The 25,042-nt window shown below is 71.4% G+C and carries 22 protein-coding genes; 6 read left to right on the forward strand and 16 right to left on the reverse strand.

Annotation, left to right across the window (positions count from 1 at the left end; translation table 11 throughout):
- The first annotated feature begins 41 nt into the window (after positions 1 to 41).
- Positions 42 to 1,469, forward strand: a complete 1,428-nt coding sequence (locus QSV35_RS03210; RefSeq protein ID WP_286286640.1) for a GDSL-type esterase/lipase family protein — start codon at positions 42 to 44, stop codon at positions 1,467 to 1,469.
- Between the two features lie 100 nt (positions 1,470 to 1,569).
- Here the strand turns inward: QSV35_RS03210 and QSV35_RS03215 are convergent, their stop codons facing one another.
- On the reverse strand, positions 1,570 to 2,019 hold the full coding sequence (locus tag QSV35_RS03215) for a MarR family winged helix-turn-helix transcriptional regulator (RefSeq protein ID WP_286286642.1): 450 nt from the start codon (positions 2,017 to 2,019) through the stop codon (positions 1,570 to 1,572).
- Between the two features lie 105 nt (positions 2,020 to 2,124).
- On the opposite strand from QSV35_RS03215, the gene QSV35_RS03220 reads away from it, so the two are divergent.
- Positions 2,125 to 3,330: an MFS transporter gene (locus QSV35_RS03220; RefSeq protein WP_286286643.1), complete on the forward strand. Its 1,206-nt coding sequence runs from the start codon at positions 2,125 to 2,127 to the stop codon at positions 3,328 to 3,330.
- A 29-nt stretch (positions 3,331 to 3,359) separates the two neighbouring features.
- Entirely contained in the window at positions 3,360 to 4,196 is an 837-nt protein-coding gene (locus QSV35_RS03225) for an aldo/keto reductase (RefSeq protein ID WP_286286645.1), read from the forward strand.
- Positions 4,197 to 4,262: 66 nt separating this feature from the next.
- On the opposite strand, the gene QSV35_RS03230 is transcribed toward QSV35_RS03225, so the two are convergent.
- The 3 genes from QSV35_RS03230 to QSV35_RS03240 are packed head-to-tail and all read right to left on the reverse strand — an operon-like array spanning position 4,263 to position 8,273.
- Positions 4,263 to 5,165, reverse strand: coding sequence for a universal stress protein (locus tag QSV35_RS03230; protein WP_286286647.1), 903 nt, complete (start codon positions 5,163 to 5,165; stop codon positions 4,263 to 4,265).
- A complete protein-coding gene (locus QSV35_RS03235) occupies positions 5,162 to 6,661 on the reverse strand; it encodes an amino acid permease (RefSeq protein ID WP_286286649.1) in 1,500 nt (499 codons plus the stop codon). The genes QSV35_RS03230 and QSV35_RS03235 overlap by 4 nt, the downstream gene beginning before the upstream one ends.
- Before the next feature lie 58 nt (positions 6,662 to 6,719).
- Positions 6,720 to 8,273, reverse strand: coding sequence for an aminotransferase class I/II-fold pyridoxal phosphate-dependent enzyme (locus QSV35_RS03240; RefSeq protein ID WP_286286651.1), 1,554 nt, complete (start codon positions 8,271 to 8,273; stop codon positions 6,720 to 6,722).
- A 120-nt stretch (positions 8,274 to 8,393) separates the two neighbouring features.
- On the opposite strand from QSV35_RS03240, the gene QSV35_RS03245 reads away from it, so the two are divergent.
- Positions 8,394 to 9,335 (forward strand): LysR family transcriptional regulator, encoded by a 942-nt coding sequence (locus QSV35_RS03245; RefSeq protein WP_286286653.1) that lies wholly within the window; start codon positions 8,394 to 8,396, stop codon positions 9,333 to 9,335.
- A 12-nt stretch (positions 9,336 to 9,347) separates the two neighbouring features.
- Here the strand turns inward: QSV35_RS03245 and QSV35_RS03250 are convergent, their stop codons facing one another.
- The 5 genes from QSV35_RS03250 to QSV35_RS03270 are packed head-to-tail and all read right to left on the reverse strand — an operon-like array spanning position 9,348 to position 14,718.
- A complete protein-coding gene (locus QSV35_RS03250; RefSeq protein ID WP_286286654.1) occupies positions 9,348 to 10,376 on the reverse strand; it encodes a P1 family peptidase in 1,029 nt (342 codons plus the stop codon).
- Entirely contained in the window at positions 10,373 to 11,137 is a 765-nt protein-coding gene (locus QSV35_RS03255) for an amino acid ABC transporter ATP-binding protein (RefSeq protein WP_286286656.1), read from the reverse strand. The genes QSV35_RS03250 and QSV35_RS03255 overlap by 4 nt, the downstream gene beginning before the upstream one ends.
- The gene (locus QSV35_RS03260) at positions 11,134 to 12,135 is read right to left on the reverse strand and encodes an amino acid ABC transporter permease (RefSeq protein WP_286286658.1); all 1,002 of its coding nucleotides are present in this window, start codon (positions 12,133 to 12,135) and stop codon (positions 11,134 to 11,136) included. The genes QSV35_RS03255 and QSV35_RS03260 overlap by 4 nt, the downstream gene beginning before the upstream one ends.
- A 37-nt stretch (positions 12,136 to 12,172) precedes the next feature.
- A complete protein-coding gene (locus tag QSV35_RS03265; RefSeq protein ID WP_286286660.1) occupies positions 12,173 to 13,138 on the reverse strand; it encodes a transporter substrate-binding domain-containing protein in 966 nt (321 codons plus the stop codon).
- Between the two features lie 35 nt (positions 13,139 to 13,173).
- A complete protein-coding gene (locus QSV35_RS03270) occupies positions 13,174 to 14,718 on the reverse strand; it encodes an amidohydrolase (RefSeq protein ID WP_286286662.1) in 1,545 nt (514 codons plus the stop codon).
- A gap of 155 nt (positions 14,719 to 14,873) precedes the next feature.
- On the opposite strand from QSV35_RS03270, the gene QSV35_RS03275 reads away from it, so the two are divergent.
- A complete protein-coding gene (locus QSV35_RS03275) occupies positions 14,874 to 15,809 on the forward strand; it encodes a LysR family transcriptional regulator (RefSeq protein ID WP_286286664.1) in 936 nt (311 codons plus the stop codon).
- Here QSV35_RS03275 and QSV35_RS03280 read toward each other — a convergent pair.
- The 6 genes from QSV35_RS03280 to QSV35_RS03310 are packed head-to-tail and all read right to left on the reverse strand — an operon-like array spanning position 15,796 to position 22,626.
- On the reverse strand, positions 15,796 to 17,301 hold the full coding sequence (locus QSV35_RS03280) for a serine hydrolase domain-containing protein (RefSeq protein ID WP_286286666.1): 1,506 nt from the start codon (positions 17,299 to 17,301) through the stop codon (positions 15,796 to 15,798). The genes QSV35_RS03275 and QSV35_RS03280 overlap by 14 nt on opposite strands.
- Positions 17,298 to 19,103 carry a membrane dipeptidase gene (locus QSV35_RS20025; protein ID WP_353618955.1) on the reverse strand — a complete coding sequence of 602 codons (1,806 nt, stop codon included), beginning with the start codon at positions 19,101 to 19,103 and terminating at the stop codon, positions 17,298 to 17,300. The genes QSV35_RS03280 and QSV35_RS20025 overlap by 4 nt, the downstream gene beginning before the upstream one ends.
- Positions 19,104 to 19,105: 2 nt before the next feature.
- On the reverse strand, positions 19,106 to 19,987 hold the full coding sequence (locus tag QSV35_RS03295; protein ID WP_286286668.1) for an aminodeoxychorismate lyase: 882 nt from the start codon (positions 19,985 to 19,987) through the stop codon (positions 19,106 to 19,108).
- Positions 19,988 to 20,000: 13 nt separating this feature from the next.
- The gene (menC, locus tag QSV35_RS03300) at positions 20,001 to 21,125 is read right to left on the reverse strand and encodes an o-succinylbenzoate synthase (protein ID WP_286286669.1); all 1,125 of its coding nucleotides are present in this window, start codon (positions 21,123 to 21,125) and stop codon (positions 20,001 to 20,003) included.
- The gene (locus tag QSV35_RS03305) at positions 21,122 to 21,808 is read right to left on the reverse strand and encodes a MurR/RpiR family transcriptional regulator (protein WP_286286671.1); all 687 of its coding nucleotides are present in this window, start codon (positions 21,806 to 21,808) and stop codon (positions 21,122 to 21,124) included. The genes menC and QSV35_RS03305 overlap by 4 nt, the downstream gene beginning before the upstream one ends.
- Positions 21,805 to 22,626, reverse strand: coding sequence for a hypothetical protein (locus QSV35_RS03310; protein WP_286286673.1), 822 nt, complete (start codon positions 22,624 to 22,626; stop codon positions 21,805 to 21,807). Before QSV35_RS03310 ends, QSV35_RS03305 begins: the two co-directional genes overlap by 4 nt.
- Positions 22,627 to 22,736: 110 nt before the next feature.
- Here QSV35_RS03310 and QSV35_RS03315 point away from each other — a divergent pair, with 110 nt between their 5' ends.
- Positions 22,737 to 23,864: a M20/M25/M40 family metallo-hydrolase gene (locus tag QSV35_RS03315; RefSeq protein WP_286286675.1), complete on the forward strand. Its 1,128-nt coding sequence runs from the start codon at positions 22,737 to 22,739 to the stop codon at positions 23,862 to 23,864.
- Between the two features lie 14 nt (positions 23,865 to 23,878).
- Here the strand turns inward: QSV35_RS03315 and QSV35_RS03320 are convergent, their stop codons facing one another.
- Positions 23,879 to 24,964, reverse strand: a complete 1,086-nt coding sequence (locus QSV35_RS03320; protein WP_286286677.1) for a C39 family peptidase — start codon at positions 24,962 to 24,964, stop codon at positions 23,879 to 23,881.
- Between the last annotated feature and the right edge of the window lie 78 nt (positions 24,965 to 25,042).

Here is a 25,042-nt window from a genome sequence, read left to right on the forward strand (position 1 = left end):
TCGCCTGAGATGAGGCCCCGGGCGGAGCACTGGATGGCAGGATGGAGAACTCAGCGAAACCCGACGTCGTCATGCGCAACCTCTTCCATCGACCTTCCGACGGGGATCGACTGCGGCCTGCGCCGACCCGGCGCCGCATCCTCGTCGATGCTCTGGTCATCGTGCTGGTGGCGGCCGCATCCATCACTCTCTCGCTGTGGCTGACGCCGATGCAGGAGGTGTCGACGGCGGGTCAGACGGTGGCGGTCGGCGTCACGGAGCCGACGTGGAGCCTCTCGGGACCTGGCCAGCTGGATCTGTTCGGCCAGTCGCTCCCGACGACGATCCAGTTCGACGGGCCGATCCGCCCGCGCCTGACGCTGTCCCGCATCACCCTCTCCGAGCAGCTCACCCAGTTCGCCGCGGGGAAGGACGCGGCCGCCACACTCGAAGACGCCCTGATCGGCGGCTGGGAGCGCTTCTTCATCTGGCAGGCGGTCATCGTCGCCCTCACGGCGCTCCTGCTCGCGGGGGCGGCCGCCGGATGGCTGCGGCGCGGATGGCGGGGCACCGGCATCCTGCTCGCCGGAAGTCTTGTGCTCGCGCTCGGCGTCGACCTCGGCGGGGTCATGGTCACGGCCTACAGCGCCCCCGCGAAGCTCGCCAGGATCGGCTCGCTCCAGGACCTCGTCGGCGGAGCGCCGGCGCCGGTCCTGCGCCCGGTCCCGACGAACCCGGCCGATGTCGTGCAGCGCGTCGTCGTGGTCGGCGACTCGACCGCGGCCGGACTCGGCAACCAGCCGCTGCCGAAAGGCACCGAGGAGGACAAGGCGTGTGGTCGCAGCCGCGACGCGTTCGCCGTCGACCTCGCGCTCGTGAACGGCTGGACGGTCACGAATCTCGCATGCAGCGGCGCGACGATCCGCGAAGGACTCCTCGACTCGCAGAGCGTCGGCGACCGCACCATCCCCGCACAGCTGAAGGACCCGGAGGTCGCGAAGGCGCAGGTCGTCATCGTCAGCATCGGCGCAAACGACGTGCAGTGGACCTCGATGCTGGAGCTCTGCGCGATCTCCGCATCGTGCTCCGACAATGCCGAGCAGGCGTTCTTCCAACAGCAGCTCGCGACGTTCAGCAGCGACTACCTCCAGCTCCTCGACCAGCTGCAGCTGCTGCCGTCGCATCCCGCCGTCGTGATCAACCTGTACTACGACCCCGTCCCCGGGAGCGTCGACTGCCTGAAGCAGCAGCACATCACGCCCGACAAGCAGGCATCGCTGCAGGCCGACCTCGCTGCGCTGAACATGATCCTCGGCCGGGGCGCGAAGGCCGCCGACTTCGCGGTGGCGGCTCCCGACTTCACCGGGCACGGGGTGTGCACCTCGTTCCCGTACGTGCAAGGGGTGAACGGTGCTGCGCCCTTCCACCCGACCTCCAGCGGACAGCTCGCGATCGCACTCGCGGTGGAGCACGCGCTGCGGCTGCGCTGAGGGCGAGGCAACCTCGAGTTGCCTCGAATGGCGACTGTTCCGGCCTCGTAAGCCGCCATAAGGCGCAAGTCAGCGAGTGGGCTGACTTGCAGCAGTGCGCTCAGGCGGGGACGGGAAGCGCCTCCAGCGCGCGCACGACGGGCGCCAGTTCGGGCTGCTCCTTCGCCTCGGCGAGCACACGGTCGAGCGTCGCATCGTGCACGGGATGCGCGCGGTCGTACAGCGCGTGCCCCGCAGGCGTCAGCTCGGTGTAGATCCCGCGGCGGTCGTCCGCGCAGAGGATGCGGGTGAGGAGCCCGCGGTCCTCGAGCCGGTTGACGAGGCGGGTGGTCGCGCTCGCGCTGAGCGCCGTGGCGCGGGCGAGCTGCTGCATCCGCATGTGCCAGCCGTTCTGGCGGTTGAGCGCGTCGAGCACCGTGTACTCGACGACGGAGAGGCCCACCTCGGATGCGAGCACCCGCTCGAGCTCGGACTCGATGAGCCCGTGCAGCGCGGCGAGGGTGCGCCATCCCTGCGCGCGGATCTCGACGGCGTCGTCCGCGATCCCCATGTGTCCTCCCAAAGTAGTTGCTTGCGCTTTATATCGGCATGTGCAAGTATTGCTTGCGCGGTGCGATATGCCGCGTCTGCAACTAACTCTACCAGGAGATACGTCATGCCTCTCGGCCTCCTCGCACTCGCCATCGGCGCGTTCGGCATCGGCCTCACCGAGTTCGTCATCATGGGACTGCTGCCGGAGGTCGCGACCGACTTCGGCGTCTCCGAGGCCGCCGCCGGCTGGCTCATCTCGGGCTATGCGCTCGGCGTGGTCGTCGGCGCCCTGGGCCTCACCGCGGCGACCAGCCGCCTGCCCCGCAAGCCCGTGCTGCTCGGCCTCATCGTCCTGTTCATCATCGGCAACGTCACGACGGCGATGGCTCCCGGCTACGGCGTCGCGATGGCCGGCCGACTCATCGCGGCCCTCTGCCACGGCGCGTTCTTCGGCATCGGCTCGGTCGTCGCCGCCGATCTCGTGGCCCCGGAGAAGAAGGCGGGAGCCATCGCGATCATGTTCACCGGCCTTACTGCGGCGAATGTGCTCGGCGTCCCGTTCGGCACGTTCCTCGGCCAGCAGTACGGTTGGCGGTCGACGTTCTGGGCCATCGCCGGCATCGGCGTGATCGCGTTCATCGGCATCGCTACCCTCGTGCGCGTCGCGCCCTCGGCCGCGGCATCCCTCAGCCTCCGCTCCGAGCTCCGCGCCTTCCGCTCCGGGCAGGTCTGGCTCTCGCTGCTCGTGACCGTCCTCGCGTACGGCGGGATGTTCGGCGCCTTCACCTACATCGCGTACACGCTCACGCACGTGAGCGGCTTCGCGACCGCATCCGTCCCGTGGCTGCTCATGCTCTTCGGCGCGGGTCTCGTCGTCGGCAACTGGCTCGGCGGCAAGCTCGCCGACCGGTCGATCGACGGAACGCTCATCGGCTTCATCGCCGCCCTCGTCGTCGTGCTCGCGGGCTTCGCGCTCTTCGCAGGGTCGCAGCTCGCGACCATCGTGGCCCTCGTCCTCATGGGCGCCTTCGGCTTCGGCACCGTGCCCGGCCTGCAGAGCCGCATCATGCGCTACGCCGGTCAGGCGCCGACCCTCGCGTCCGGCGCCAACATCGGCGCCTTCAACATCGGCAACGCCCTGGGCGCGTGGGCGGGCGGACTCGGCATCGCCGCAGGCCTCGGCTTCACCGCGCCGATCTGGATCGGCGCGGCGATCACCCTGGCGGCCCTCCTCGTCATGATCGCGACCGCCGCCCTCGCACGCCGCGCACCGCGCGATCGCGGGCTCGCCGCATCCGCCACCACCGCGCCGGTCCTCGTCGCCCGCTGAACCTCTCGTCCCCAAGAAGGAGAACATCCATGACCACCACGACGACGGTCCCCACCATTCGCCTCAACAGCGGCATCGACATGCCGCAGCTCGGCTTCGGCGTCTTCCAGGTGCCCGACGACGAGACCGCCGCCGCCGTGTCGACGGCGCTGGATGCGGGCTACCGCAGCATCGACACGGCGTCCGTGTACGGCAACGAGCGCGGCGTCGGGCGCGCGATCGCGGACTCGGGGCTCGCGCGCGACGACCTGTTCGTCACGTCGAAGCTGTGGAACGCCGACCAGGGGTACGACGCGACCCTCCGCGCCCACGACGCGTCGCTCGACCGGCTCGGGCTGGAGCGCCTCGACCTCTACCTGATCCACTGGCCGTCGCCCGCGCGCGATCTCTACCTCGACTCGTGGCGCGCCCTCGAGAAGCTCTACGCGGACGGACGCGTCCGCGCCATCGGCGTCTCGAACTTCGAGCCGGCCCACCTCGAGCGACTCATCGGCGAGAGCGGGATCGTGCCCGCGGTGAACCAGGTGGAGCTGCATCCCGCCCTCCAGAACCGCGCCGTGATCGCGGCCGGCGAGCGTCACGGCATCGCCACCGAGGCGTGGAGCCCGCTCGCGCAGGGCGGTGTGCTGCGCGAGGCGGCCGTCGTCGAGATCGCGGACCGTCACGGCCGCACGCCGGCGCAGGTCGTGCTGCGCTGGCACCTGCAGCAGGGGCGGATCGTCATCCCGAAGTCGGTCACTCCGTCGCGGATCGCGGAGAACCTCGACGTCTTAGGGTTCGACCTGACCGCCGACGAGCTCGGCGCGATCGACGCGCTCGACCGTGACGGCCGCACCGGCCCGCACCCCGACGCGTTCGAGGGTTGAGACAGGCGAAGGCCCCCCGGGGAGTCCCGGGGGCCTTCGGCGTCTCTCCGTCCGCGTTCGGGCGGCTCAGCCCCTGTCCGCGATGGCGCCGCGGGGGACCACGACGACGGGCACGGGGGAGCTCCGCACGATCTTCGCCGCCCGTGATCCGAGGAACACGCGGGCCAGCGGCCCGAGGCTGCTCGACCCGACGACGAGCAGCTCATCGGGCAGCCAGTCGACGTCGCCGATGGACGCGTCCCACGTGTCGCCGACGCCGATCACGGTGTCGGCGATCCGCGGCGGGTCCGGGAGGGCGGAGACGTCGGACAGCACCCGCTGCGCCTGGCGGCGGACGTCGGCGGTCCACGTGCCCGCGATGCTCTGTTCGGCGTCGAACCCGGCGCCCGAGGTGCCCGACTCGCGCGGGACGACCGCGAACGACGCGGCGCGCAGTTCGGCGCCCATCGAGGCCGCGACCTCCGCTGCTCCCAGCACGAGCTCCGTCGACGAGCCGGTCCCGCGGTACGCGGCGGTCACCCGGCCGACGCGCGCACCCTCCGCCGAGCGGTAACCGCGCGGGGCGATCGCCACGGGCACGGGAGAGGCGTGCAGCAGTGTGTCGCTCTCGGAGCCGAGGGCGATGCGCCCCACCGGCCCGTTCGTCGACGAGCCCACTACGACGAAGGTCGCGTCACGCTGCTCGACGACCTCGACGAGTCCTCGCCGCGCCGACGGCGCCTCATGCAGGACGTACTCGGCCGGGACGGACCCGTCGATCACCGCAGCGGCGTGGTCCAGCGCGTGGTTCGCATTGTCCCGGGTGTACCGCTGCCACTCGGCGTCGGCCGGCCCCGCGGTCGTCGGCCACGAGCTCGGGACGACGGCGACCACGACGAGTCCGGTGCCGATCGACCGCGCGAGCACGGCTGCCAGATGGAGGACGGATGCCGATCGGTGTCCGGGGTCGACCCCGACGACGATGCTCATGGCTGGTCCGCGTTCCGGCGTGCGGCGCCCGCCTCGCGGATCTCGCGGGTGCTCGGCTGGGCCACGTTCGTCGTGTAGGCGACGTCCGCCTCGACGACGGGGTGGCCGACCTCGAGCTCGGAGTGCTTCCGGCCGTAGAACCAGTAGAAGACGAGGAACGCGAGCGTCCAGATGAGGAACACCACGATGGTGATCAGGCGCAGCTGGGTGATGATCGCGATGCAGCCGATGATCGACAGGATCGGGATCGTCCAGCCGAACGGCAGCTTGAACCCGCGCTCCAGGTGCGGTTCGCGCACCCGCAGGATGATCACGCCGACCGACACCACGATGAACGCGACGAGCGTGCCGATCGAGGTCATCTCGGCGAGGAAGTTGATCGGCACGACGGCGGCGAGGATGCTGGTCGCGATCATGACGATGACGGTGTTCTGCACCGGCGTCATCGAGCGCGGATTGACCTTCGCGAAGACCTTCGGCACCGTGCCGTCGCGCGACATCGCGAACAGGATGCGGGTCTGGCCGTACAGGACGACGAGGGTCACCGAGAAGATCGAGATGATCGCCCCGATCGCGATGACGGTTCCCGGCCAGCTCGAGTGGAGGATGTTCTGCAGGATGACGGCGAGACCCGCATCCTGACCGGCGAACTTCGCCGGCGCCTGCGCGCCGAGGGCTGCGAGGCAGGTCAGCACGTACAGCGCGATGATGATGCCGAGCGCGAAGATGATGGCGAGCGGCAGGTTCCGCTTCGGGTTCTTCGCTTCCTCACCGGCTGTGGAGACGGCATCCAATCCCACGAACGAGAAGAAGATGATGCCGGCGCCGCCCACGATGCCGGCGAAGCCCGCCGGGGCGAAGTTGTGGAAGTGGTCCGCGTTCCAGCCGGTGAACGCCACCGCGCAGAAGAACAGCACGACCGCGATCTTGATGACCACCATGATGCTGTTCACCGTGGTCGACTCGCGAGCGCCGCGCAGCAGGAGGAGCGAGCACAGCACGATGACGATGACGGCGGGGATGTTGACGATCCCGCCCTGCTCAGGAGCCTGGGAGAGCTGCACCGGGAGCTGCCACCCGAACAGGTTCTGCAGGAGCTGGTTGACGTACTGCGACCAGCCGACCGCGACCGCCGCCGTCGACACGCCGTACTCCAGCAGGAGACAGGCTCCGACCGCCATGGCCGTGCCCTCGCCGAGCGTCGCATACGCGTACGAGTACGTCGATCCGGAGACGGGTACCGCGCCGGCCATCTCGGCGTAGCAGAGGGCGGTGAGGCCCGCCACGACGCCGCCGATGACGAACGACCAGATGACCGCGGGCCCGGCGACGGGAACTGCCTGCGACAGGATGAAGAAGATGCCGGTGCCGAGGGTGCCGCCGACGCCGATCATCGTCAGCGAGAAGAGCCCGATGCTCCTCTTCAGGTGCACTTCGTCGGCGCCGACGGGCGTCGTCGGCTTCCGGCGCAGCAGCTGCTGGGCGATTGTGGGCATACCAGTCTCCTTCGATTGGTGGATTCCGCCGGGTCTCGGGTGACCCGGGTGCGGGAGTTCAGTCGCGCGTCACGCGCATGTGCGCGACGCGGCTGTCGACGGCGCCGCGGACGTAGCCGCTCGGCGAGGCGGCGACGGCCTGCAGGAACGCCACCGTCTCGGCCGTGATCTCCTCACCCGGGATCACGTTCGGGATGCCGGGCGGGTAGGCCGCCAGGCTGTCGGCGGAGATGCGCCCGACCGCCTCGGCCGCGGGGACGAGCTCGGTGTCGGCGAAGAAGGCGTCGCGCGGCAGCATGCGGAGGCGGCCGGAGGCGGGCAGCGCCGGGAAGTGCGCGGCGTCCTCGGTCGCGCGCTCCGCGTCGGCCTCGGCGGACTCGACCGCGGCGACGAGCGCCCGCAGTGTCGCGTCGAGATCCGGCGTCTTGCCCGCGCCGATGAGCGCGACGATGGAGGTGGCGGTGGACATCTCGACGAAGATCGCGTCGACGTCGATGAGGCGCTGGCGCAGCCAGTGGCCCGTCACACCGGTCGCCGACACGTCGATCGGGATGCGCAGCGGGTCGGTGCCGACGATGTCGTCGAACGCGCCGAAGCCGTCGCTCAGGACCGCGAAGCGGGGATCCTCGCGCAGTGCCGCGCGGAAGGCGTCCGCGGCGGCGATCGAACGGCCGATGAGATCCTCGCCCGTGGCGAGCGAATGGCGCGCGATGTCGAGGGAGCCCAGCAGCAGCGCGGAGGACGACGTGGAGGCGGTCATCGCGACCGCGCGCTCGATGAGCGGCTCGAGCCGGTCGGCGAACGGGCCGTCGCCGAGGTGCAGCATCGCGGACTGCGTCAGCGAGCCGCCGAGCTTGTGCGTGCTCGAGACGACGAGATCGGCGCCGAGGCGCGCGGGCGACTCGGGAAGATCGGGGTGGAAGCCGAAGTGCGGACCCCACGCGCCGTCCACGATGAGAGGGGCGCCGTGCGCGTGGGCGACGCGGGCGAGGCCCGCGACGTCGGCCACGGATCCGAAGTAGCTCGGCGAGATGACGTAGACGGCGTCGGCGGGGCGGCCTTCGCGCTCGGCGGCGTCGAGCGCGGCGTCGAGCGCCGCGGGGGAGACGCCGTGCGCGATGCCGTGGTGCAGGTCGACCGACGGCAGGACGAAGGCGGGTGCGAGGCCCGCCGACAGGATGCCGTCGCTGAAGCTCGAGTGCGCGCTCCGCTGCGACAGGATGTTCGCGCCGAGGCTGCGCACGGCGAGCGCCGCGACCCGGTTGGCCTGCGAGGCGCCGCCGGTGAGGAACCACGTGCGGCGGGCTCCCCACGCCTCGGCGGCGAGGTCGAGCGACCGCGAGAGCGGCGATCCGTCGCCGAGGTCGATGTCATCCATGAGCATCGGGACGTCGAGTTCCAGCGGTCGCGTGCCGATGAAGTCGGCGAGCCGCGCGCTGAGGCCGAGGTCGTTGCCGCCGTGGCCGGGGACCATCAGCTGGATCGGCCCGCGCGCGACGTGGCGCTCGAGCGCGTCGGCATACGGCGTCTCCCACTGACGGAGATCCGTGGATGCGGAGGACGGCAGCGGACGCGATCGGTCGATCGTCGCGGACTCGGAGGACAGCAGCATCCCACCATCGTCATCCGAGACACCCACCGCAGGAATCCCCCGAAGTTCGCGCAGGCCACATATTCTGTATGTGGCTCAGTCCTCTGGCGGGCCATTATCTACACAGAAAGTTGATATCCCATGGTCGATCTGCGCCAGTTCGAGGCGCTCAGGGCGGTGCATGCGGAGGGCTCCGTCACGGCCGCTGCGCGCCGGCTCGGCTGGGGCCAGCCGACCGTCGACTACCACCTGAAGAACCTCGAGCGGCTGATCGGCTCGCCCGTCCTCGTGCGCTCGCCGCGAGGCAGCCGGCTCACCCCCGTCGGGATGCTCCTGGTCGATCGCGCGCAGGAGATCCTCACGCTGAGCGAGCGAGCCGTGCGGGACGCGCGGGAGCTCACGCAGATGGGTCGCGTGCGCCTGCGGTTCGGCACGTTCCCGACCGCCGCCGCGAAGATCCTGCCGTCCGTCGCCGCGCGGCTCACCGACCTCGGCATCGAGATGGACGCCGTGCTCGACGAGGTCCCCTCGCTCGTCGACCGCATCAACCGCGGCGCGCTGGACGCGGCCATCGTCTACACCGTGCCCGGGTACGAACTGCCGTTCCGGCCGCACGTCGCGTGGCGCGAGGTGCACCGCGATCCGCTCATGCTGGCGCTGCCTGTGGGGCATCGGCTCGCCTCCCGCAGCTCGGTCGACGTGGCGGCGCTGCTCTCACTGGGCAATGAGCGCTGGCTCTTCGCCACGGCCGCGGACGACCCCATGGACACGATCGTCGTCGACGCCTTCGCCGCCGAAGGGCACACGCTGGAGGTCGCCATCCGGACCGACGACTTCCAGGTCATGCTCGGAATGGTGGCCGCCCGCATGGTCGTCGGCCTCGTTCCGGGACTCGTGCCGGGTGGTGCTCATCCGGGCATCGTCCTGCGGCCGATCGACGATCCGTCGTTCGTGCGCTCGATTCTCGTCGCGACCCCCGGGGAGGGGTCCCCGCGCCAGCCGTCCGCAGCCGTGCGCCAACTCGTCGCGGCGATCCGCGATGCGTTCGCCGCCCCGCCGACGGGCTGGGCCGAGGGCGACTGAGCCTCGTGCGGCTCAGGCGGTGGCGCCCGCCGCTGCCAGACGCGCGCGGACGGCGTCGAGGGGGATCGCGTGGGCCACACGTCCGCTCGCATGCACCTGGGTCGTCGCTGCCAGGACGGAGTTGATGAGCGCCTCCTCGACGGCATCCATCGCCGCCCGGAACATCGGGGTGAGCTCCGCATCCTGTGGCGGGGAGCCCGCTCCGACCGAGAACGCGATCGCGTAGTCGCCGCTGCCCTGCGCGTAGTCGGCGCCGACGCCGCGCATCGCGAACACTGCGCGGCGGGCGACCCGCGCGAGCTGCCGGGCGTCGAGCGGCGCGTCCGTCGCGACGACGATCATGCAGGAGTTCCCGACGGTCTCCGCCGCCGGCCCCGGGACGAGGTCGCGCGCCGGCATCGGGACGCCTGCGATCGTCAGGGTACCGCTGAAGTTCGACTGCACGATGGCACCCACGGCGAACTCCGCGTCGCCGACGGGCACGCGGCGCGATGACGTGCCGATGCCGCCCTTGAAACCGAGCGCGACGGTCCCGGAGCCGGCTCCGACGCTGCCCTCCTCGACGGGTCCCTTGGCGGCCGCGGCGATCGCCGCTTCGACGTGCTCCTCGCCGAGCGGGCGGGAGCGGATGTCGGACAGGAACCCGTCGTTCGTCTCGCCGACGACGGGGTTGAGCGTCGTGGTGTCCTCGTACCCGGGGCGGGCGAGCATGTGGCCGAGCAGGGCGTCGGCGACGCGGTAGACGGACAGGGTGCTCGTCAGGAGGATGGGCGTCTCGATTGCGCCGAGCTCCTGGAGTTGCGTCGCGCCGACGAGCTTGCCGAACCCGTTGCCCACGGCGAGGGCCGCCGGCATCCATCGGCGTTGCGCGCCCAGCGCCTCCGGGACGATCGCGGTGACACCCGTGTGCAGTCGGTCGGTGTGCACGGTGGCGTGGCCGACGAGCACGCCCGGGACGTCCGTGATGGTGTTGTGACGTCCGCGCGGGTACGCGCCGGGGCCGATGCCGACGTCGGCGAGCCGTGCTCTTGCGGTGGTCAACGGACTCTCTCCAGGAAGCTGCGGGTGCGGTCGTTCGCCGGGTCCGTCAGCACCTGCTCGGGGTCGCCCTGTTCGACGACGCGGCCGCCGTCGAAGAACGACAGCGTGTCGGCGACCTCGCGGGCGAACCCGATCTCATGGGTCACCACGATCATCGTCATGCCGCGACCGGCGAGCGCGCGCATCGTCTCCAGGACCTCGTCGACGAGCTCGGGGTCGAGTGCGCTGGTCGGCTCGTCGAAAAGCATGAGGTCCGGGTCCATCGCGAGGGCGCGGGCGATCGCGACGCGCTGCTGCTGGCCGCCGGAGAGCTGGTGCGGGCGCTTGAGCACATGATCGGCGAGGCCAACGCGCGCGAGCTCGAACTCCGCGCGCTCGTGCGCCTCGGCCTTCGGGACGCGCTTCACATGGATGAGGCTTGCCGCGACGTTCTCGACCGCGTCCAGGTGCGCGTAGAGGTTGAAGCGCTGGAACACCATGCCGATGCGCGCGCGGAACCGGGCGAAGTCGCGGTCGCGCCACGGACGGTAACGCCCGTCCTCCAACGCGTAGCCGACCTGCTCGCCGTCCACGATCAGGCTTCCGCCGTCGACCGTCTCCAGGCCGTTGATCGTGCGCAGGAACGTGGATTTCCCGGACCCGGACGGCCCGATGATGCAGCTCACCTCTCCTGCCCGGACGGTGAAGTCCACGCCGTGCAGGACTTCGTGGTCGCCGTACGACTTGGAGAGCCCGCGCGCTTCGACGAGCGTGCCGGTCATGATGCGACCTCCTTCTCGGCCCTGGGGATCTCGGCCCCGGTGATCTCGGCGCCGGCGGGTGCGCGTCGCCGCTGCACGGGGATGGCACCCGTCGCCATGCGCAGGAGCTGCTGGCTGAAGCCCGGGCCGCGAACGAGCCGCACGCGATCCTGGCCGAAGCGCTTCTCGAGCAGCGACTGCAGGTACGTCGCCACCGCGGTCAAGAACATGTACCAGATGCTCACCACGATCAGCAGCTCGATGATGAGGTTGTTCTGCTTGTAGATGTTGCTGGCGTTGGTCATCAGGTCGTTGCCGGCGACGACGACGATCAGCGAGGTCGTCTTCAGCATCGAGATGAACTCGTTGCCGGTGGGCGGGATGATGATGCGCAACGCCTGCGGGAGCACCACGAGCCGCATCGCCTGGCCGCGCGTCATCCCGCCCGCGAGGGCGGCCTCCGTCTGACCGCGGTCGACCGCCTGGATGCCGGCCCGCACCGTCTCGGCGAAGTAGGCGGCGAGGTTGAGGCCGAGGCCGAGCAGCGCCGCGACGGAGCCGCTGATGACGACGTTGGTGTCCCACCGCAGCCCGATCTGCGTGAACGGGATCTGCAGCGTCAGGTAGGGGAGCAGGAACGCGAGGTTGAACCAGAAGATCAGCTGCACGAGCACCGGCGTGCCGCGGAAGAACCAGATGTAGCCCTCCGCGATCCACTTCAGTACCGGGTTCTTCGACAGCTTCATGACCGCGAGGATCACGCCGAGCACGAGCCCGAGCGCGGTCGCGGCGACGCTCACCCAGAGCGTCACGACGACGCCGTTCAGGATGCGCGGGGAGAAGAGGTACTCCCACACGTAGCTCCAGCGGATGTGCGGGTTCAGCACCACGATCGAGATCGCCCAGCCCACGAGGAGGATGGCGATCGCCCCGACGACCCAGCGTCCGACGTGCCGTCGGGGCACGATCGGCACGGCGGTGCCGTCCGGCCGGAGGATCGGCTCGTGGCGCGCGCTCATGCGCGGCACCGGCGCATCCGGGTCGTCGGGGCCGTCATCACTTGCCGCCGCCGTTGAGGGACGCGGAATCGATCGCCATGCCGTTCACGTGGTACGCGGCGAGGATCTTGCCGTAGGTGCCGTCATCCATGAGGGACTGGAGGGCCTTCTGGACGAGGGTTGCGAAGTCCTTGTGCGCGTTGTCGATCCCGATGCCCCACAGCGACTCGTCGCCGTCGATCTTCACGGCGGCCATGTTGTTGGCGGGGTCGGCGGCCCGGTCTTCGGCGACCGGGTAGTCGGTGATGGTGGCGACGGCCCGCCCGCTCTGCACGGCGAGGTTCGCCTCGCTGTCGCCCTCGAACTTCAGGGTGTCGTACGCGGCCTTGCCGGCGGCGGTGCAGTTCGCCGAGTACTGGTCGGCGAGGGCGGCGGACGAGCCGGATGCGACGACCGCGACGGTCTTGCCGCACAGGTCGTTCGGGACGGAGACGCCCTCGGGGTTGCCCGCCTTCACGAGGAAGGCATTGCCCGCCTTGACGTAGTCGACGAAGGTCGTCGTCTTCTGGCGTTCGGCGTTGTCGGTCATCGAGGAGATCAGGGCGTCGTACCGGCCGGAGATGAGGCCCGGGATCATCGAGTTGAACTCCTGGTCCTGGATCGACATCCCGGTGCCGAGCCGGCGCGTGATCGCCTGCGCGATCGCGGCGTCGACTCCGATGACCTCCTTGCCGTTGGCGCCCCACTCCTCCATGGGCGGGTAGCCGACCGATGTCGTCCACTTGATGCCTTCGGTGCGCATCGCGTCGGACAACTGGGACGTGAGCGTCTTGTCGGCTTTGACCGATTCGATGACGGACTTGGCCTGCTCGTCGGACGGCACGGGAGAGGCGGCTGCGGCCGGCGCCGCGTTCTTGGCGCCGGCGTCGCTGAGGCTCTGCGCGCCGCACCCTGCGGCGGCGAGGACGACCATGCCGGTGAGGACGGCCACCAACGGCATGCGGACGAGGGCTGTGGATCGCATGAGGGACTCTCTCTGTGGATGGGTTGTGCGGACGTTCAGTCGAGGCCGAACGCGGGCGTCCCGCCGACCACGGTGGCGACGGGGGCGAGTTCGCCGAGCTCGGACGGCTCGACGCTCAAGGGGTCGCGGTCGAGCACGACGAAGTCGGCCAGCTGCCCGGAGGCCAGACGACCGACGCGGTGGCCGAGGCCCGCCGCGTCGGCGGGGCCCGCGGTGTACGCGGACAGCGCTTCCTCGACGGAGAGCGGACGGATGCCGCGCTCGGCGCCCAGCGGGGAGGCATCCGTCCCGCGGACGGCGGCGGCGCGGACGCCGAGGAGGGGCGCCGACGGCTCGACCGGGGCATCGGAGCCGAAGGCGACGACGGCGCCCGCATCCCGCAGCGCCGCCCAGGCATAGCTCGCGAGATCGCGACCGTGCAGCATGCTCTCGACGAGCGGGATGTCGCTCGCCCAATGCGTCGGCTGCTGCGACGCGATGACGCCCAGGCGCGCGAATCGCGCGACATCGGCGGGCTCGAGGTGCTGCGCGTGCTCCATGCGCAGGCGAAGGCCTGCGCGGACGGCGGCGTCGTGCGCGTGCTCGTACGCGTCGAGCACGGTGCGGTTCGCGCGGTCGCCGATGGCGTGCGTCGCGACGGCGATGCCGCCGCCCACCGCGAGGTCGACCAGGCGCACGAGCTCGTCCAGGTCGAGCACCTCGACACCGTGGTTGCCGGGTTCGCCGGCGAAGTCGAAGCCCATATGGGCGGTGTGCGAGCCAAGGGCGCCGTCGGAGAAGAGCTTCACGGGGCCGTTCGTGAACCAGTCGTCGCCCGCGCCGGTGCGGCGGCCTTCGGCGACGGCGGCCTCGAGCGCGTCGGCCGGCGTGCCCTTGTGGACACGGAGGCGCAGGCGGCCGTCGGCCTTCAGCCGGAGGTAGGCGGCGCGCGCATCCTCGCCGTCGAGGTCGGTGACGTGCGTGATCCCCTCGGAGAGGAGCCGCCCGTGGGCGCGCTCGAGGAGGGCGACGAGGTCGACGGGTGTCTCGCGCTCCGCGCGCTCGATGACGGCGTCGGCGGCGGTCTCGCGGAGGAGCCCGGTGGGCTCGCCGTCGACGTCACGCTCGATGCGACCGCCGACGGGATCGGGGGTGGATGCGTCGATCCCGGCCCTGCGGAGCGCCTCGCCGTTGACCCACACGGAGTGCCCGTCGACGCTCGGCAGTGATACGGGACGGTGCGGCGCGAGTCGATCGAGCGCGGCACGGGTGGGGACGCCGTCGCTCCAGCGATTCGCGTCCCAGCGCCCGCCGGTGAGCCAGCCGTCGCCGGGGTGCTGGGCCAGGTGCTGCTCGATCTGCGTCAGTGCGGCAGCGAGCGTCGGAGCATCGCGGAGGTCCAGGGCGTCGAGGCTGCGCGCGAGGCTCGCGGTGTGGATGTGCGCATCGTGGAACCCCGCGATCACCGCCTCCCCGGGGAGGTCGACGACGGCCGCGCCCGTCGGAGCGGCGTCGGTGATGACATCCGCCGCGCCGATCGCCGAGATCACGCCGTCGACGACGAGCATCGCACCCGCCTTGCCGCCGCGACCATCGAGCAAGTGGATCCTCGGGTGGCGATACAGAGTAGTGACCATCAGCGTTCCTTGCGATTCGAGTGCGCGGCGTTGCGCGTCCTGCCACCCTAGTCAGCGCCGGTACGCTCGATCTACGCATCGGGGGCGGCAGTCTTCGACGCTGAGAGTAAGGGATGCTGATGCTCAACCCCATCCATCTCCGCACGCTCCTCGAGGTCGTGCGCCTCGGATCGTTCGCGTCTGCGGCGAACCGCCTCGGCTACACGGCGTCGGCGGTGTCTCAGCAGATGGCGGCCCTCGAGAACGACGCCGGCATCAGGCTGTTCGAGCGGACTGCGCGCAGCATCCGCCCCACCGAGGCGGCGGTCGTCATGGCGGAGGGTGCGACGACCGTGCTCGCCGACATCGACCGGCTGCTGGAGGCCGCCGGCAGCGCGGCGGAGCGCCCGCAGGCGGAGCTCCGCGTCAGCGTCTACCCGAGCCTCGCGCGGATGTTCCTGCCGCGTCTGCTGCGCTCGCCGCAGTGGCTGGCGGTCGACGCTGCCCTCCGGCTCAGCATCCGCGATCCGTCGCCGGCGATCCAGGCGCTGCGGCGCGGGGAGGAGACCGACGTCACGCTGGTCTACTGGGTCGGGGATGCGGCGCTCACGTGGCCGCGCTCCGTGACGCCCGTCCGCCTCGGCGCCGACCCCATGCGCGTCGTCGTGCCGACATCGTGGCGCCTGCACGGGCTGGGGGCCGTCGCGGCCGACGAGCTCGTGGGGAGGCCGTGGATCCTGCACCACCCGGGATCGAGCGATGCAGCGGTGATCGATGCCGTCCTCGACGAGCACGGGCTGCGCCCCCGGGTCGTCGCGCGCTCCGACGACTTCGCCGTGACTCTCGACATCGTCGCCGCCGGCTACGCCGCGACGGTCATGCCCGAGGTCGCGCTCGGCGAGGTGCCCGCCGGGGTAGAGGTGCTCGAGGTTCCAGAAGTGCAGTTGTCGCGCGAGGTCTACGCACTCGTCTCGCCGACGGCGCCCGCGCGGCCGACGGATCTCTTCCTGCGGATCCTGCGCGACATCTCGGACGACCTCGGCTACGGCGCAGGGGCAGGCATCAATCGAGGATGACGCGGTGGTGGTCGGTGACGCGCGCGGTCTCGTCGACCGGCTTGCGGCCGCCCGCCTCGGCCACCTGGATCTCGACCTCCTGCACGATCGGCGCACGCAGCCCGACGAGGTGGACGTCGCAGACGAGGGCGCCGCGCTCGCACGGCACGCTCCAGCGCAGGGCGGAGCGATCCGGGGCGGCAAGGATCCGCGCGGCGAACGGCGCCGCATCCGTCCGCACCGGGCCCGTCTTCGCGAGCGCCTCGGCGAGTCGCCGTTCGCGAACGGGCTCCGGGACGTCGTGCAGCACGTTCCGAGCCAGCAGTGCGGATGCCTCGGACAATGGCCGGCCCGTGCGCACGAGCTCATCGATCCGGCGCGCCGCATCCACGGTCTCCGGCCACGGGCGAACGATCGCGGCCGGCGCGTCCAGCCGCGTCAGCACGTCCGCGAGCAGGTCTCCGGCGATCGTGCCGGCGCCGAACGAGTCCGAGTTGCCGAAGACCACCACCCCGACGCCGGTGGCCGCCTGCCACCGCATGTGCGACGAGAAGCCCGGGAGTCCGCCGGCGTGCTGGACGATCCGGCCGAACCGCCGGTCGTGCTCGACGACCAGCCCGTAGCCGTACCCGGCGCCGTCGAGCACTCGCCCGGTGGACTGCCACGGACTCGTCGGCATGAGGGTCCGCGCGGTCTGCATCTCGCGACGGGATGCAGCGCGCAGCACGTCGTCCGCCGGATCGTCGTCGAACGCCGAGACGAGGAACTGCATCCATGCCGCTATGTCGGAGACCGTGCTGAACAGGCTGCCGATGCACGCGAGCGCGCCGGAGCCGACATACGGCTCGGGAGTGAAGGACGCGCCGTCGTCGAACGTGCGGAACCCCGCGGCGAGGTCGGCGCCGGCGGCGTAGAGGTCGGCTGCAGCACGGGTGTCGCGCAGACCCAGCGGGTCGAGCATGCGCTCGCGGATGACGTCCTCGACCGGTCGTCCGGTGACGGCTTCGATCGCGCGGCCGACGAGCGAGATCCCGAGGTTCGAGTACTGGTAGTCGGTGCCTGACCGGGTGGAGAGGGCCAGCCCGTCCGACACGACCGCCGCCATATGGGCACGCGATTCGCCGAGGTGCTCGTCGCCCCACGCATTGTCCTCGGTCAAGCCGCCGCGGTTCGACAGCAGCGCGTCGAGGGTGAGGCCGACGCGTTCGGCGCCGAACCGGGCGGACGCGAGCCCGGGGACGTAGTCGGTCGCCGGCGCATGCAGATCGAGGAGGCCCTCGTCGCGCAGCGACAGGGCGGTCGCCCCGAGGAAGCTCTTCGACATCGAGGCGATGCGGAAGATCGTGTCCGGGGTCGTCGTCGCGCCGTCCCGGCGCGGCTCGCCATGGGCGGACACGGCGACGATCGCGCCGTCGTGCACGACGGCGGCGATGGATGCGGGCGCCCGCCGCAGCGTCGGCTCGTCGAGCCGGGCGGCCAGCGCGGCGCGGCCGGCCTCGGCAGGGGTGGTCATCGAGTTGTCCGCTCGTCCGCGTACGCACGCATGTGCGCGGCGAAGCCGGCGACGAGAGCCCGGCTGGTGCGGGTGTTCTGCTCGTCGACGGCACGGGCGTCGGCTACGAGGTCGGCGACGGACCGGTCGCCGGGAGCGGGGTCGGTCGGCTCCTCCCACCGCAGCAGATCCTCCGCGCACACCTCCGGATGGAACTGCAGTCCGTAGACCCGCGCGCCGAGGCGGAACGCCTGGTTGGCGATCGCCTCGCTCGACCCGAGCAGCACGGCGGCCGGAGGCAGCGCCGTGATCATGTCCTGGTGGTTCTCGATCATGGGAGCCGCATCCCCCAGCCCGCCGAGCAGGAGGTCGGCGCGACCGGCGTCGGAGGTGCGGATGACGGTCGACCCGCGCTCCTTGGGGCCGAACGACCGGCGCACCTCGCCGCCGGCGACGTGGGCGAGGATCTGCCCGCCGAGGCAGATCCCGAGGGTCGGCAGATCGGCGTCGATGGCCGCTCGCGCGAGCGCTCGCTCCTGCGCAAGCCAGGGGGCGCGGTCGTCGTCCTCGGGCATCAGCCCGCCGCCGAGCATCACGAGACCCGCGTAGTCGTCGAGGGACTCGGGCAGCCCGTTCCCGCCGAAGACGGCGTCGACGGCGAAGCCGTCCTCCTCGAGCCACACGCCGAGCCGGCGCGGGGCGGAGGTCTCCGCATTGACGACGACCAGGACGCGGGGTCGCTCCGCCTGCGCCGTGGTGTCGACTGCGGGTGCGATGGCCGCTGCGCGCGGGGCGGGCGCGGTGCCGTCGAGGAAGGCGAGATGATCGGCGTCGGATGCGGCGAGCACGCGCAGCACATTGCCGTGCGCGACGGCCTCGAGGTCCTCCTCGGACCAGCCGCGACGGCGCAGTTCGTCGAGGAGGTCCTGGTACCGCGAGACGTCCTCGAGCCCGGCCGGCATGGCATCGGTGCCGTCGTAGTCGGCGCCGAGACCGACGGCGTGGACGCCCGCGACGTCCCGCACATGCTCGATGTGGTCCGCGACATCCGCGATGCCGACCTCGGGAGCCGCGCCCTGTTCGCCCGCGAGCACCCAGTCGCGGCGCGCGGGGGAGAGGAAGGAGGGCACGAACGCCACCATGACGACTCCGCCGGCGGCGCCGATGGCGGCCAGGACGTCGTCGGGCACGTTCCGGGGGTGGTCGCACAGCGCGAGCGCGCAGGAGTGGCTCACCATGACGGGACGCGTCGTGACGGCCAGCGCATCGCGCATCGTCGACGGCGCGACGTGGGCGAGGTCGACGACCATCCCGATGCGGTTCATCTCGCGGACGACCTCGCGTCCGAAGTCAGTGAGTCCGCCGTGGCGGGCCTCATCGGTGGCGGAGTCGGCCCAGTCGATCGTCCGCGACCACGTGAGGGTGAGGTAACGCGCGCCGAGCCGCGCGTATTGGCGGAGGACCGCGAGGGAGCCGTCGATCTGAGCGCCGCCCTCGACGCCGATGAGGGAGGCGATGCGCCCGTCTGCCATCGCAGCGCGCACGTCGTCCGCGGTGCGCGCGAACTGCAGCCGGTCCGGGTAGGCGGCCACCAGCCTGTGTACGAAGTCGATCTGCTCGAGCGTCGCCGTCACCTGCTCGGCGCCCGTCAGGACGGGGTCGATCCACACCGACCAGAACTGCCCGCCGACGCCGCCGGACACAAGCCGCGGCAGGTCGGTGTGCAGGTCGGGGACGGAGGCATCCAACCCCGCCGTCTCGTAGCCGTGCCGCTCGCGGCGCGCCCAGGCGAGGTCGTTGTGGCCGTCGATGACGGGGATCATGCTTACGCCTTTCGTGCGTCCAGAGCGTCGTTCAGCCGCACGGTGACAAGGCTGTCCACCGACCACGGCTCGCCGTCGAGCGAGCGCACGGGGGCGGCGCCCCGCGTGCTCGAGCACAGCCAGATCGCGTCAGCGGTGCGCAGCTCGTCCACCGAGAGCAGTCGCGTCTCGACGGGCGCTCCCCATCCTTCCAGCGCGGCGAACGCGTCGCCCTGCGTCGTGCCGGGGAGCACGCCGAGCTCGGTCGGCACGGTCGTATAGACACCTTCGATGCGGGCGATGACGGTGGAGTTCGGGCCTTCCAGGACATAGCCGTCGATGCTCGTGAAGACCACGTCCTGCGCTCCCCGGCGGTGGGCCTCGCGGAGCGCCGCCATGTTCACCGCGTACGAGAGCGTCTTGGCGCCCTGCAGCAGCCACGGCGACGTCTCGGCGACGTCGTGCCGGTAGCCGCGGTCCAGCAGGACGACGTCGATGGACGGCGCGCTGCCGTCAGGACGACTGTGCGGGGCGAAGCCGAGCGCCCATCCGGTCGGTGCGCCCGAGCCCGCCTCGTCGCCGCGGGACATCACGAACTTCACCGCGCCGCGCGCGGTGTGCGCGCGGATCGCGCCGGCCGACACGGTGACCGCGTGCTGCCACAGGTCTCGGCGGGGCGCCGGCAGGTCGAGCATCGCCGCGGAGCGTTCGAAGCGGTCGAGGTGCGCGTCGAGGGCCTGCGGGATGCCGTCGACCACGACGACGGTCTCGAAGATGCCGTCGCCGCGCGTCGCCGACAGGTCGGTCGCGGTCAGGAGCGTCTCGTGCGGGTCGAGTCCGATGAGGCAGTCCTCGACGGCGGCTTCCGAGCCGAGGTCGAGGCGGTGAAGGGTGAGCGTGTGCATGGGTTCCTCGTGATCAGGCGGCCACGGCCGAGGCGTCGAGGGTCCGCGAAGCGTTCTGCAGGACCCAGTCCACGTCGACCTCGTGGCCGATGCCGGGCGCCGACGGGACCAGCACGATGCCGGCGTCGGCGACGATCGGCGGGACGACGACATCGCGCGCGTAGTACTTGTCGGAGCCGGAGACGTCGGACGGGAGCGTGAAGTTCGGCAACGATGAGATCGCGACGTTCGCCGCCCGCCCGACGCCGAACTCGTGCATCCCGCCGCACCACACCGGCACGCCCGCGTCGCGGGCGAGGTCGTGCGCGTCGCGGGCCGCGGTCAGTCCGCCCATCCGCGACACCTTGATGTTCAGCACGCGGCCGGCGTCGAGCGCGAGCATCGTGCGGAGGTCGCCGAGGTCGACGATGGACTCGTCGAGGCAGATCGGCGTCGCGATCGTCGCCTGCAGACGGGCGTGCGCGAGGAAGTCCCGGGGTGCGTACGGCTGCTCGATCATCGTGAGCCCGAACGCATCGAGCTCGCGGAGCGCCGCGGCCGTTTCGGACGTGTCGGGGTACGCCCCGTTCGCGTCGACGTGGAGGTCGAGCCCGGGGTAGGCCGCGCGCACGGCCCGGACGGGCTCGACATCCCAGCCGGGTGCGGTCTTCAGCTTCACGCGGCGGTACCCGGCATCCACCTGGCGCGCGACCTGTGCGATCAGCTCGTCGATCGTCGGCTCGATGCCGAGCGAGACGCCGGCGGCGACCTCCGTCCGTGTGCCGCCGAGGGCGCTCGCGAGCGACCGACCGGACGCGCGCGCGTGCAGGTCCCAGCCCGCGGCGGAGAATCCCGCCTTCGCGAACTCGTTCCCGCGGATCCGCCGCCACGTGGCCTCGAGCTCCTCAGGGGTGTCCCACGAGGTGCCGAGGACGGCCGTCGTGAGGTACCGCTCCGCGGTCAGCCATGCGGTGTCGGTCGTCTCCGGCCCGAAGAAGGGGTCGGCCGGCGACGCGATCTCGCCCCAGCCGACGAGCCCGTCGGCGTCGGTCGCCTCCACGAGCAGATGGGTGAGGCCCGTCTTGCGGTGCGAGCTCGTCTCGAAGCTGTGGACCAGGGGCAGATTCACCTCGAACAGGCGGATCCGGTCGATCCTCATGCGGATGTCTCCTTGTCGGGGTGGTACAGGCGGAGGTCCGCGGCGATCTCGTCGCGCACTGTGAGCCGTCGTCGTGCACCCTTCGCGCTCGCGGTGGTGATGGTGCTCAAGAGATGGCACGCGGCAGCGACGGATGTCGGCGAGTCGGCGTACGAGGCCGAATGGGTGTGCACGTGGATGAGCGCCGTCGCGAGGTCGGTCAGGGGAGCGTCCTCGCTGTCGGTGATCAGCACGAGCTGTCCGCCGGCCTGGTGGAACAGCTCTCCGAAGCGCACGGTCTCCTCGCGGTACCGGCGCATCGTGAAGGCGACGAGCACGTCGGAGGAACGGACGTCGGTGAGCACGGTGAGCGGGGTCAGCGCCCGGCCGTCGACGAGGAACACGTTCGAGAGCGTGGCGCCCAGGTCCGCTCCGAGCAGCTCGGCGTACGCGGCGGCCTTGCCGCGGCCGCTGATGTAGCGCCGGCGTGCGCCGAGGATGAGGGCCGCCGCGCGGGGTACGTCCCCGCTGCGGCTGAGCTCCTCGAACGTGCGGGCGAGGGCGCGCGTCTCGGCCTCGATGACCCGGGCCTGGAGGGCCTCGGCGGAGATGTTCGTGCGGAACCGCTCGCCGTACCGTTCGCCCGGGGACGTGAGGGCGCGGTCGCGTTCCGTGTCGTCAATGTCGTCGGTGTGGCTCGTCATCGCGACTCCTCGTGCTCAGGTCGGGCGATCGCCAGGTAGGCGGCGGTCTCGGCATCGATTCTCACGCAGGCGACCAGTATGTTACGGGCATCGAAGAGCGACCTCAGCGCGTCGCGGACGCGGGCGCGGAGGCGATCATGGGATGCGCGCTCCTCCTCGTCGTCGGAGACCGACGGCGCGGCTGCCGGGATGGCGAGCCACGAGACGTCCTGGGCGCCTCCCTCCGGGCGGGGGACCGTCGTGCGGACGACGCATCCCCAGTCGGCGGGCCCGAGCGCGGGCGGCTCCGGGCGGCGCAGATCGCCGTATGGGTCGGCGGCCCGATCGAGCGCCCACTCGACGATGATGCGATCTGTGCCCGGGCGGCCGTAGTAGTCGGGGACGAACGCGACGCCCTCGGCTCCGAGCGAGGAGAAGTTGAAGTGCGCATTGCGCGCAAGGATCGGGTCGAAGGTCCACCGCATGGCGCGGTGCCCCCATTCCCGGGCGACCGCGCGCTGGCCGACCTTCAGCATCCGCCCGATCCCCTCGCCCTGGTGGGCCGCATCCACGACCGCCGCCTGCGAGTAATGGAAGTCGTGCCCGTGCTCGTCGCGTCCGGCGAACCCATAGGCGAACCCGATGAGGTCGTGCGCGGGGGTGTACACGCCGATCGCGGAGCCGCCGTTGCGGGCGAGCGCGCTGAGAAGATTCGGATTGAGGGAGAACTCGGGTCTGTCATAGCCGAAGACCCGCGTATAAAGGGCGGCCGCCGCGTGGAACTCCTCGCCCGAGCGCAACGTCTCGACGCGAAGCGGGGACGGGGATGCGTGGGGCACGATACGTTTCCTATGTTCTGGCGTGGTGGGTCTGGATAGCGAAATTATCGCATGTGGAGCCACCGATCAAGCGAAGGATATGATTCGTAAGAGCGATGAGGGGAGAACACATGACGCCGGTGCAGATGGGCGCGCGGACGGACGCCCTCGTGCGGCTCGAGCGGCTCGCGCGGATCGAGTCGCCCTCGTGGGACGTGCCCGCGAGCGAGCGCATGGCCGCGGTTCTCGCCGAGTGGTGGGAGGCCGCGGGTGCGCGGGTGCACCTCGAGCGGACGGATGCCGGCACGAGCCTCATCGCGGAGGTCGACGGCGTCGGCGCACCGCTGCTGCTCGTCGGACACTCCGACACCGTCTGGCCGCACGGCGCCCTCGACGGTGACGTGCCGTGGTCCGTCGACGGCGACACCGTGCGGGGGCCTGGCGTCTACGACATGAAGAGCGGGCTCCTCGTCATGATCGCCGCCGTCGAACGCGTCCGCGCTCGCCGCCATCGAGCGGTCCGCGCCGTGATCGTGTGCGATGAGGAGGTGGGCTCGCCCACGACGCAGGACGTTCTGCGCACCTGGGCGGACGGCGTCGCCGCTGCGATCGGCTTCGAGTCCCCGCATCCCGACGGCGCCCTCAAGGTGGGACGCCGCGGCAGCACCCGCGTGCGGCTCTCCGTGCGTGGTCGCGCGGCGCACGCCGCCCTGGATCCTGCGAACGGCGTCTCGGCGATCGACGAACTGGTGGATCAGCTGGTCGCGGTGCGCGCCATCGTCACCGAGCCGGGCCTGCCATCCGAAGTCCTCTGCAACGTCGGCACGATCGCCGGGGGCGGGCGCGCGAACGTCGTCCCTGCCGATGCGACGGCGGAGATCGGGCTGCGATTCCTGGATGCGGCGACGGAGCGCCGCGTGCTGGACGCGATGCGCTCGCTCGAGCCCGTGCGGGACGGTGCCGTCATCGAGGCGCGCATCCTCAGTCACCGCCCCGCCTGGGGTCCGTCGGCGGCCGACGACCGGCTTCTCGGCCGGATCGCCGCGGCCGGTCGCGGGATCGGGCAGGAGATCACGGGGCGTCCGGCCAGCGGCGCGGGCGACACGAACCTCCTGGGGAGCCTCGGCATCCCGACCGTCGACGGCTTCGGCCCGCGGGGAGGCGGTGCGCACGCCGTCACCGAACATGCCTTCCTGTCGTCGCTGGAAGAGCGCATCGACCTGCTCGAGGCTGTCCTCGCGGACGCCCCCGTGTTGTAGTCGGCCGGGCTGCGTCACCACGCTCCGGAGACGCCGCTCGGGGGCAGTGCATGTCCCCGCGACGTGACGAGGTACACCGTCCGCCGGCTGCGCGCCCATGCGGCGTCGAACGCGGCACTCGGGTAGGTGCGCAGGCCGTCCTGGCCGCCCGCGTTCGCAGGATCGGCCACCAGCACGTCGCCGGCCGCATCGAATCCGCGGAGGACGAGCAGGTGGCCCGCCGTCTCGTAGTCGGCGCCGGGCAGCTCGCCCGCGCCGAACGAGATCGAGGCGATGAGGGGGATGCCTGCATCCGTCAGCGCCCGAGCGTCCTCCAGTGACCGCAACCGGGAGACGACGGCGTCGAGGCCCAGTTCGGCTGCCACGGCGACGTTGAACGACCAGTTGCCGGTGCCGTCGTAGACCGAGTCGTACACCGCTCGCGCCACCCATGGCACCCGGGGATCGGCGCCGACCGGGACATCGGCAGGGGCGGCGGACGGGATGCGGGCGCCCCAGAACGCCGCGACCATCGTCAGCGAGGTCGGCGAGCACCATGCCGGACCGCCGCCGCCGAGGTCGTCGCGTTCCGGGTAGGCCCGCTGAGAGAGCGGCTCGACTGCGACCGCCATCGCCGGTGCCGCGACAGCGTCGCCGGCGGCGGGGCGGCTGTCCGGCTCGGGTGCGCTGAAGCTCACCGCGGCCAGACGCAGCGGGTCGGCGTCCGTCGTCTCGTCCAGCGTGAGGCGCAGCTCGACGGCGTCGAAGCCCTCGCCGGGATCCGCCGTGAGGACGTCCGTGTCGACGTACGGACCGGCCGCGTCGGGGGTGGCTGACGCGCTGCGTCGATCGCCCGGTGCACCCCAGGCGGCGAGGGGCTGCCATGAAGACCAGGTACCGTCGATGGTGCGGGCGCGAAGCTCGATCCGGGCGGTGACGCCGGGCGCGAGATTCCACGACGCGACCGCCTGATCCGCGAGCACGCCGTCAGGGAACCCGGCCGCCAGCACGCCGGAGGTCCAGCGTCGCCCGTCCCAGCCGACACCGATGTCGGCGCGCACCAGTCGCGTGCGCCACATGCGTGCGCGAGTCGAGACGGCTGTCGACGAGGGCTCGGACACGATCGCTCCATCCATAAGCAGATGATCCGATACGGATCATCGATCACGATACTCCAGCGGTCAAGCGCTCCACTGGTG

The organism is Microbacterium candidum (genome assembly GCF_030315975.1).
Lineage (GTDB): Bacteria > Actinomycetota > Actinomycetes > Actinomycetales > Microbacteriaceae > Microbacterium > Microbacterium candidum.

What these genes read in the sequence shown, in the direction of transcription:
- QSV35_RS03210 (WP_286286640.1), top strand. Translation starts at nt 42, where the DNA reads ATGGAGAACTCAGCGAAACCCGACGTCGTCATGCGCAACCTCTTCCAT.
- QSV35_RS03215 (WP_286286642.1), bottom strand. Translation starts at nt 2,019, where the DNA reads ATGGGGATCGCGGACGACGCCGTCGAGATCCGCGCGCAGGGATGGCGC.
- QSV35_RS03220 (WP_286286643.1), top strand. Translation starts at nt 2,125, where the DNA reads ATGCCTCTCGGCCTCCTCGCACTCGCCATCGGCGCGTTCGGCATCGGC.
- QSV35_RS03225 (WP_286286645.1), top strand. Translation starts at nt 3,360, where the DNA reads ATGACCACCACGACGACGGTCCCCACCATTCGCCTCAACAGCGGCATC.
- QSV35_RS03230 (WP_286286647.1), bottom strand. Translation starts at nt 5,165, where the DNA reads ATGAGCATCGTCGTCGGGGTCGACCCCGGACACCGATCGGCATCCGTC.
- QSV35_RS03235 (WP_286286649.1), bottom strand. Translation starts at nt 6,661, where the DNA reads ATGCCCACAATCGCCCAGCAGCTGCTGCGCCGGAAGCCGACGACGCCC.
- QSV35_RS03240 (WP_286286651.1), bottom strand. Translation starts at nt 8,273, where the DNA reads ATGCTGCTGTCCTCCGAGTCCGCGACGATCGACCGATCGCGTCCGCTG.
- QSV35_RS03245 (WP_286286653.1), top strand. Translation starts at nt 8,394, where the DNA reads ATGGTCGATCTGCGCCAGTTCGAGGCGCTCAGGGCGGTGCATGCGGAG.
- QSV35_RS03255 (WP_286286656.1), bottom strand. Translation starts at nt 11,137, where the DNA reads ATGACCGGCACGCTCGTCGAAGCGCGCGGGCTCTCCAAGTCGTACGGC.
- QSV35_RS03260 (WP_286286658.1), bottom strand. Translation starts at nt 12,135, where the DNA reads ATGAGCGCGCGCCACGAGCCGATCCTCCGGCCGGACGGCACCGCCGTG.
- QSV35_RS03265 (WP_286286660.1), bottom strand. Translation starts at nt 13,138, where the DNA reads ATGCGATCCACAGCCCTCGTCCGCATGCCGTTGGTGGCCGTCCTCACC.
- QSV35_RS03275 (WP_286286664.1), top strand. Translation starts at nt 14,874, where the DNA reads ATGCTCAACCCCATCCATCTCCGCACGCTCCTCGAGGTCGTGCGCCTC.
- QSV35_RS03280 (WP_286286666.1), bottom strand. Translation starts at nt 17,301, where the DNA reads ATGACCACCCCTGCCGAGGCCGGCCGCGCCGCGCTGGCCGCCCGGCTC.
- QSV35_RS20025 (WP_353618955.1), bottom strand. Translation starts at nt 19,103, where the DNA reads ATGATCCCCGTCATCGACGGCCACAACGACCTCGCCTGGGCGCGCCGC.
- QSV35_RS03295 (WP_286286668.1), bottom strand. Translation starts at nt 19,987, where the DNA reads ATGCACACGCTCACCCTTCACCGCCTCGACCTCGGCTCGGAAGCCGCC.
- menC (WP_286286669.1), bottom strand. Translation starts at nt 21,125, where the DNA reads ATGAGGATCGACCGGATCCGCCTGTTCGAGGTGAATCTGCCCCTGGTC.
- QSV35_RS03305 (WP_286286671.1), bottom strand. Translation starts at nt 21,808, where the DNA reads ATGACGAGCCACACCGACGACATTGACGACACGGAACGCGACCGCGCC.
- QSV35_RS03315 (WP_286286675.1), top strand. Translation starts at nt 22,737, where the DNA reads ATGACGCCGGTGCAGATGGGCGCGCGGACGGACGCCCTCGTGCGGCTC.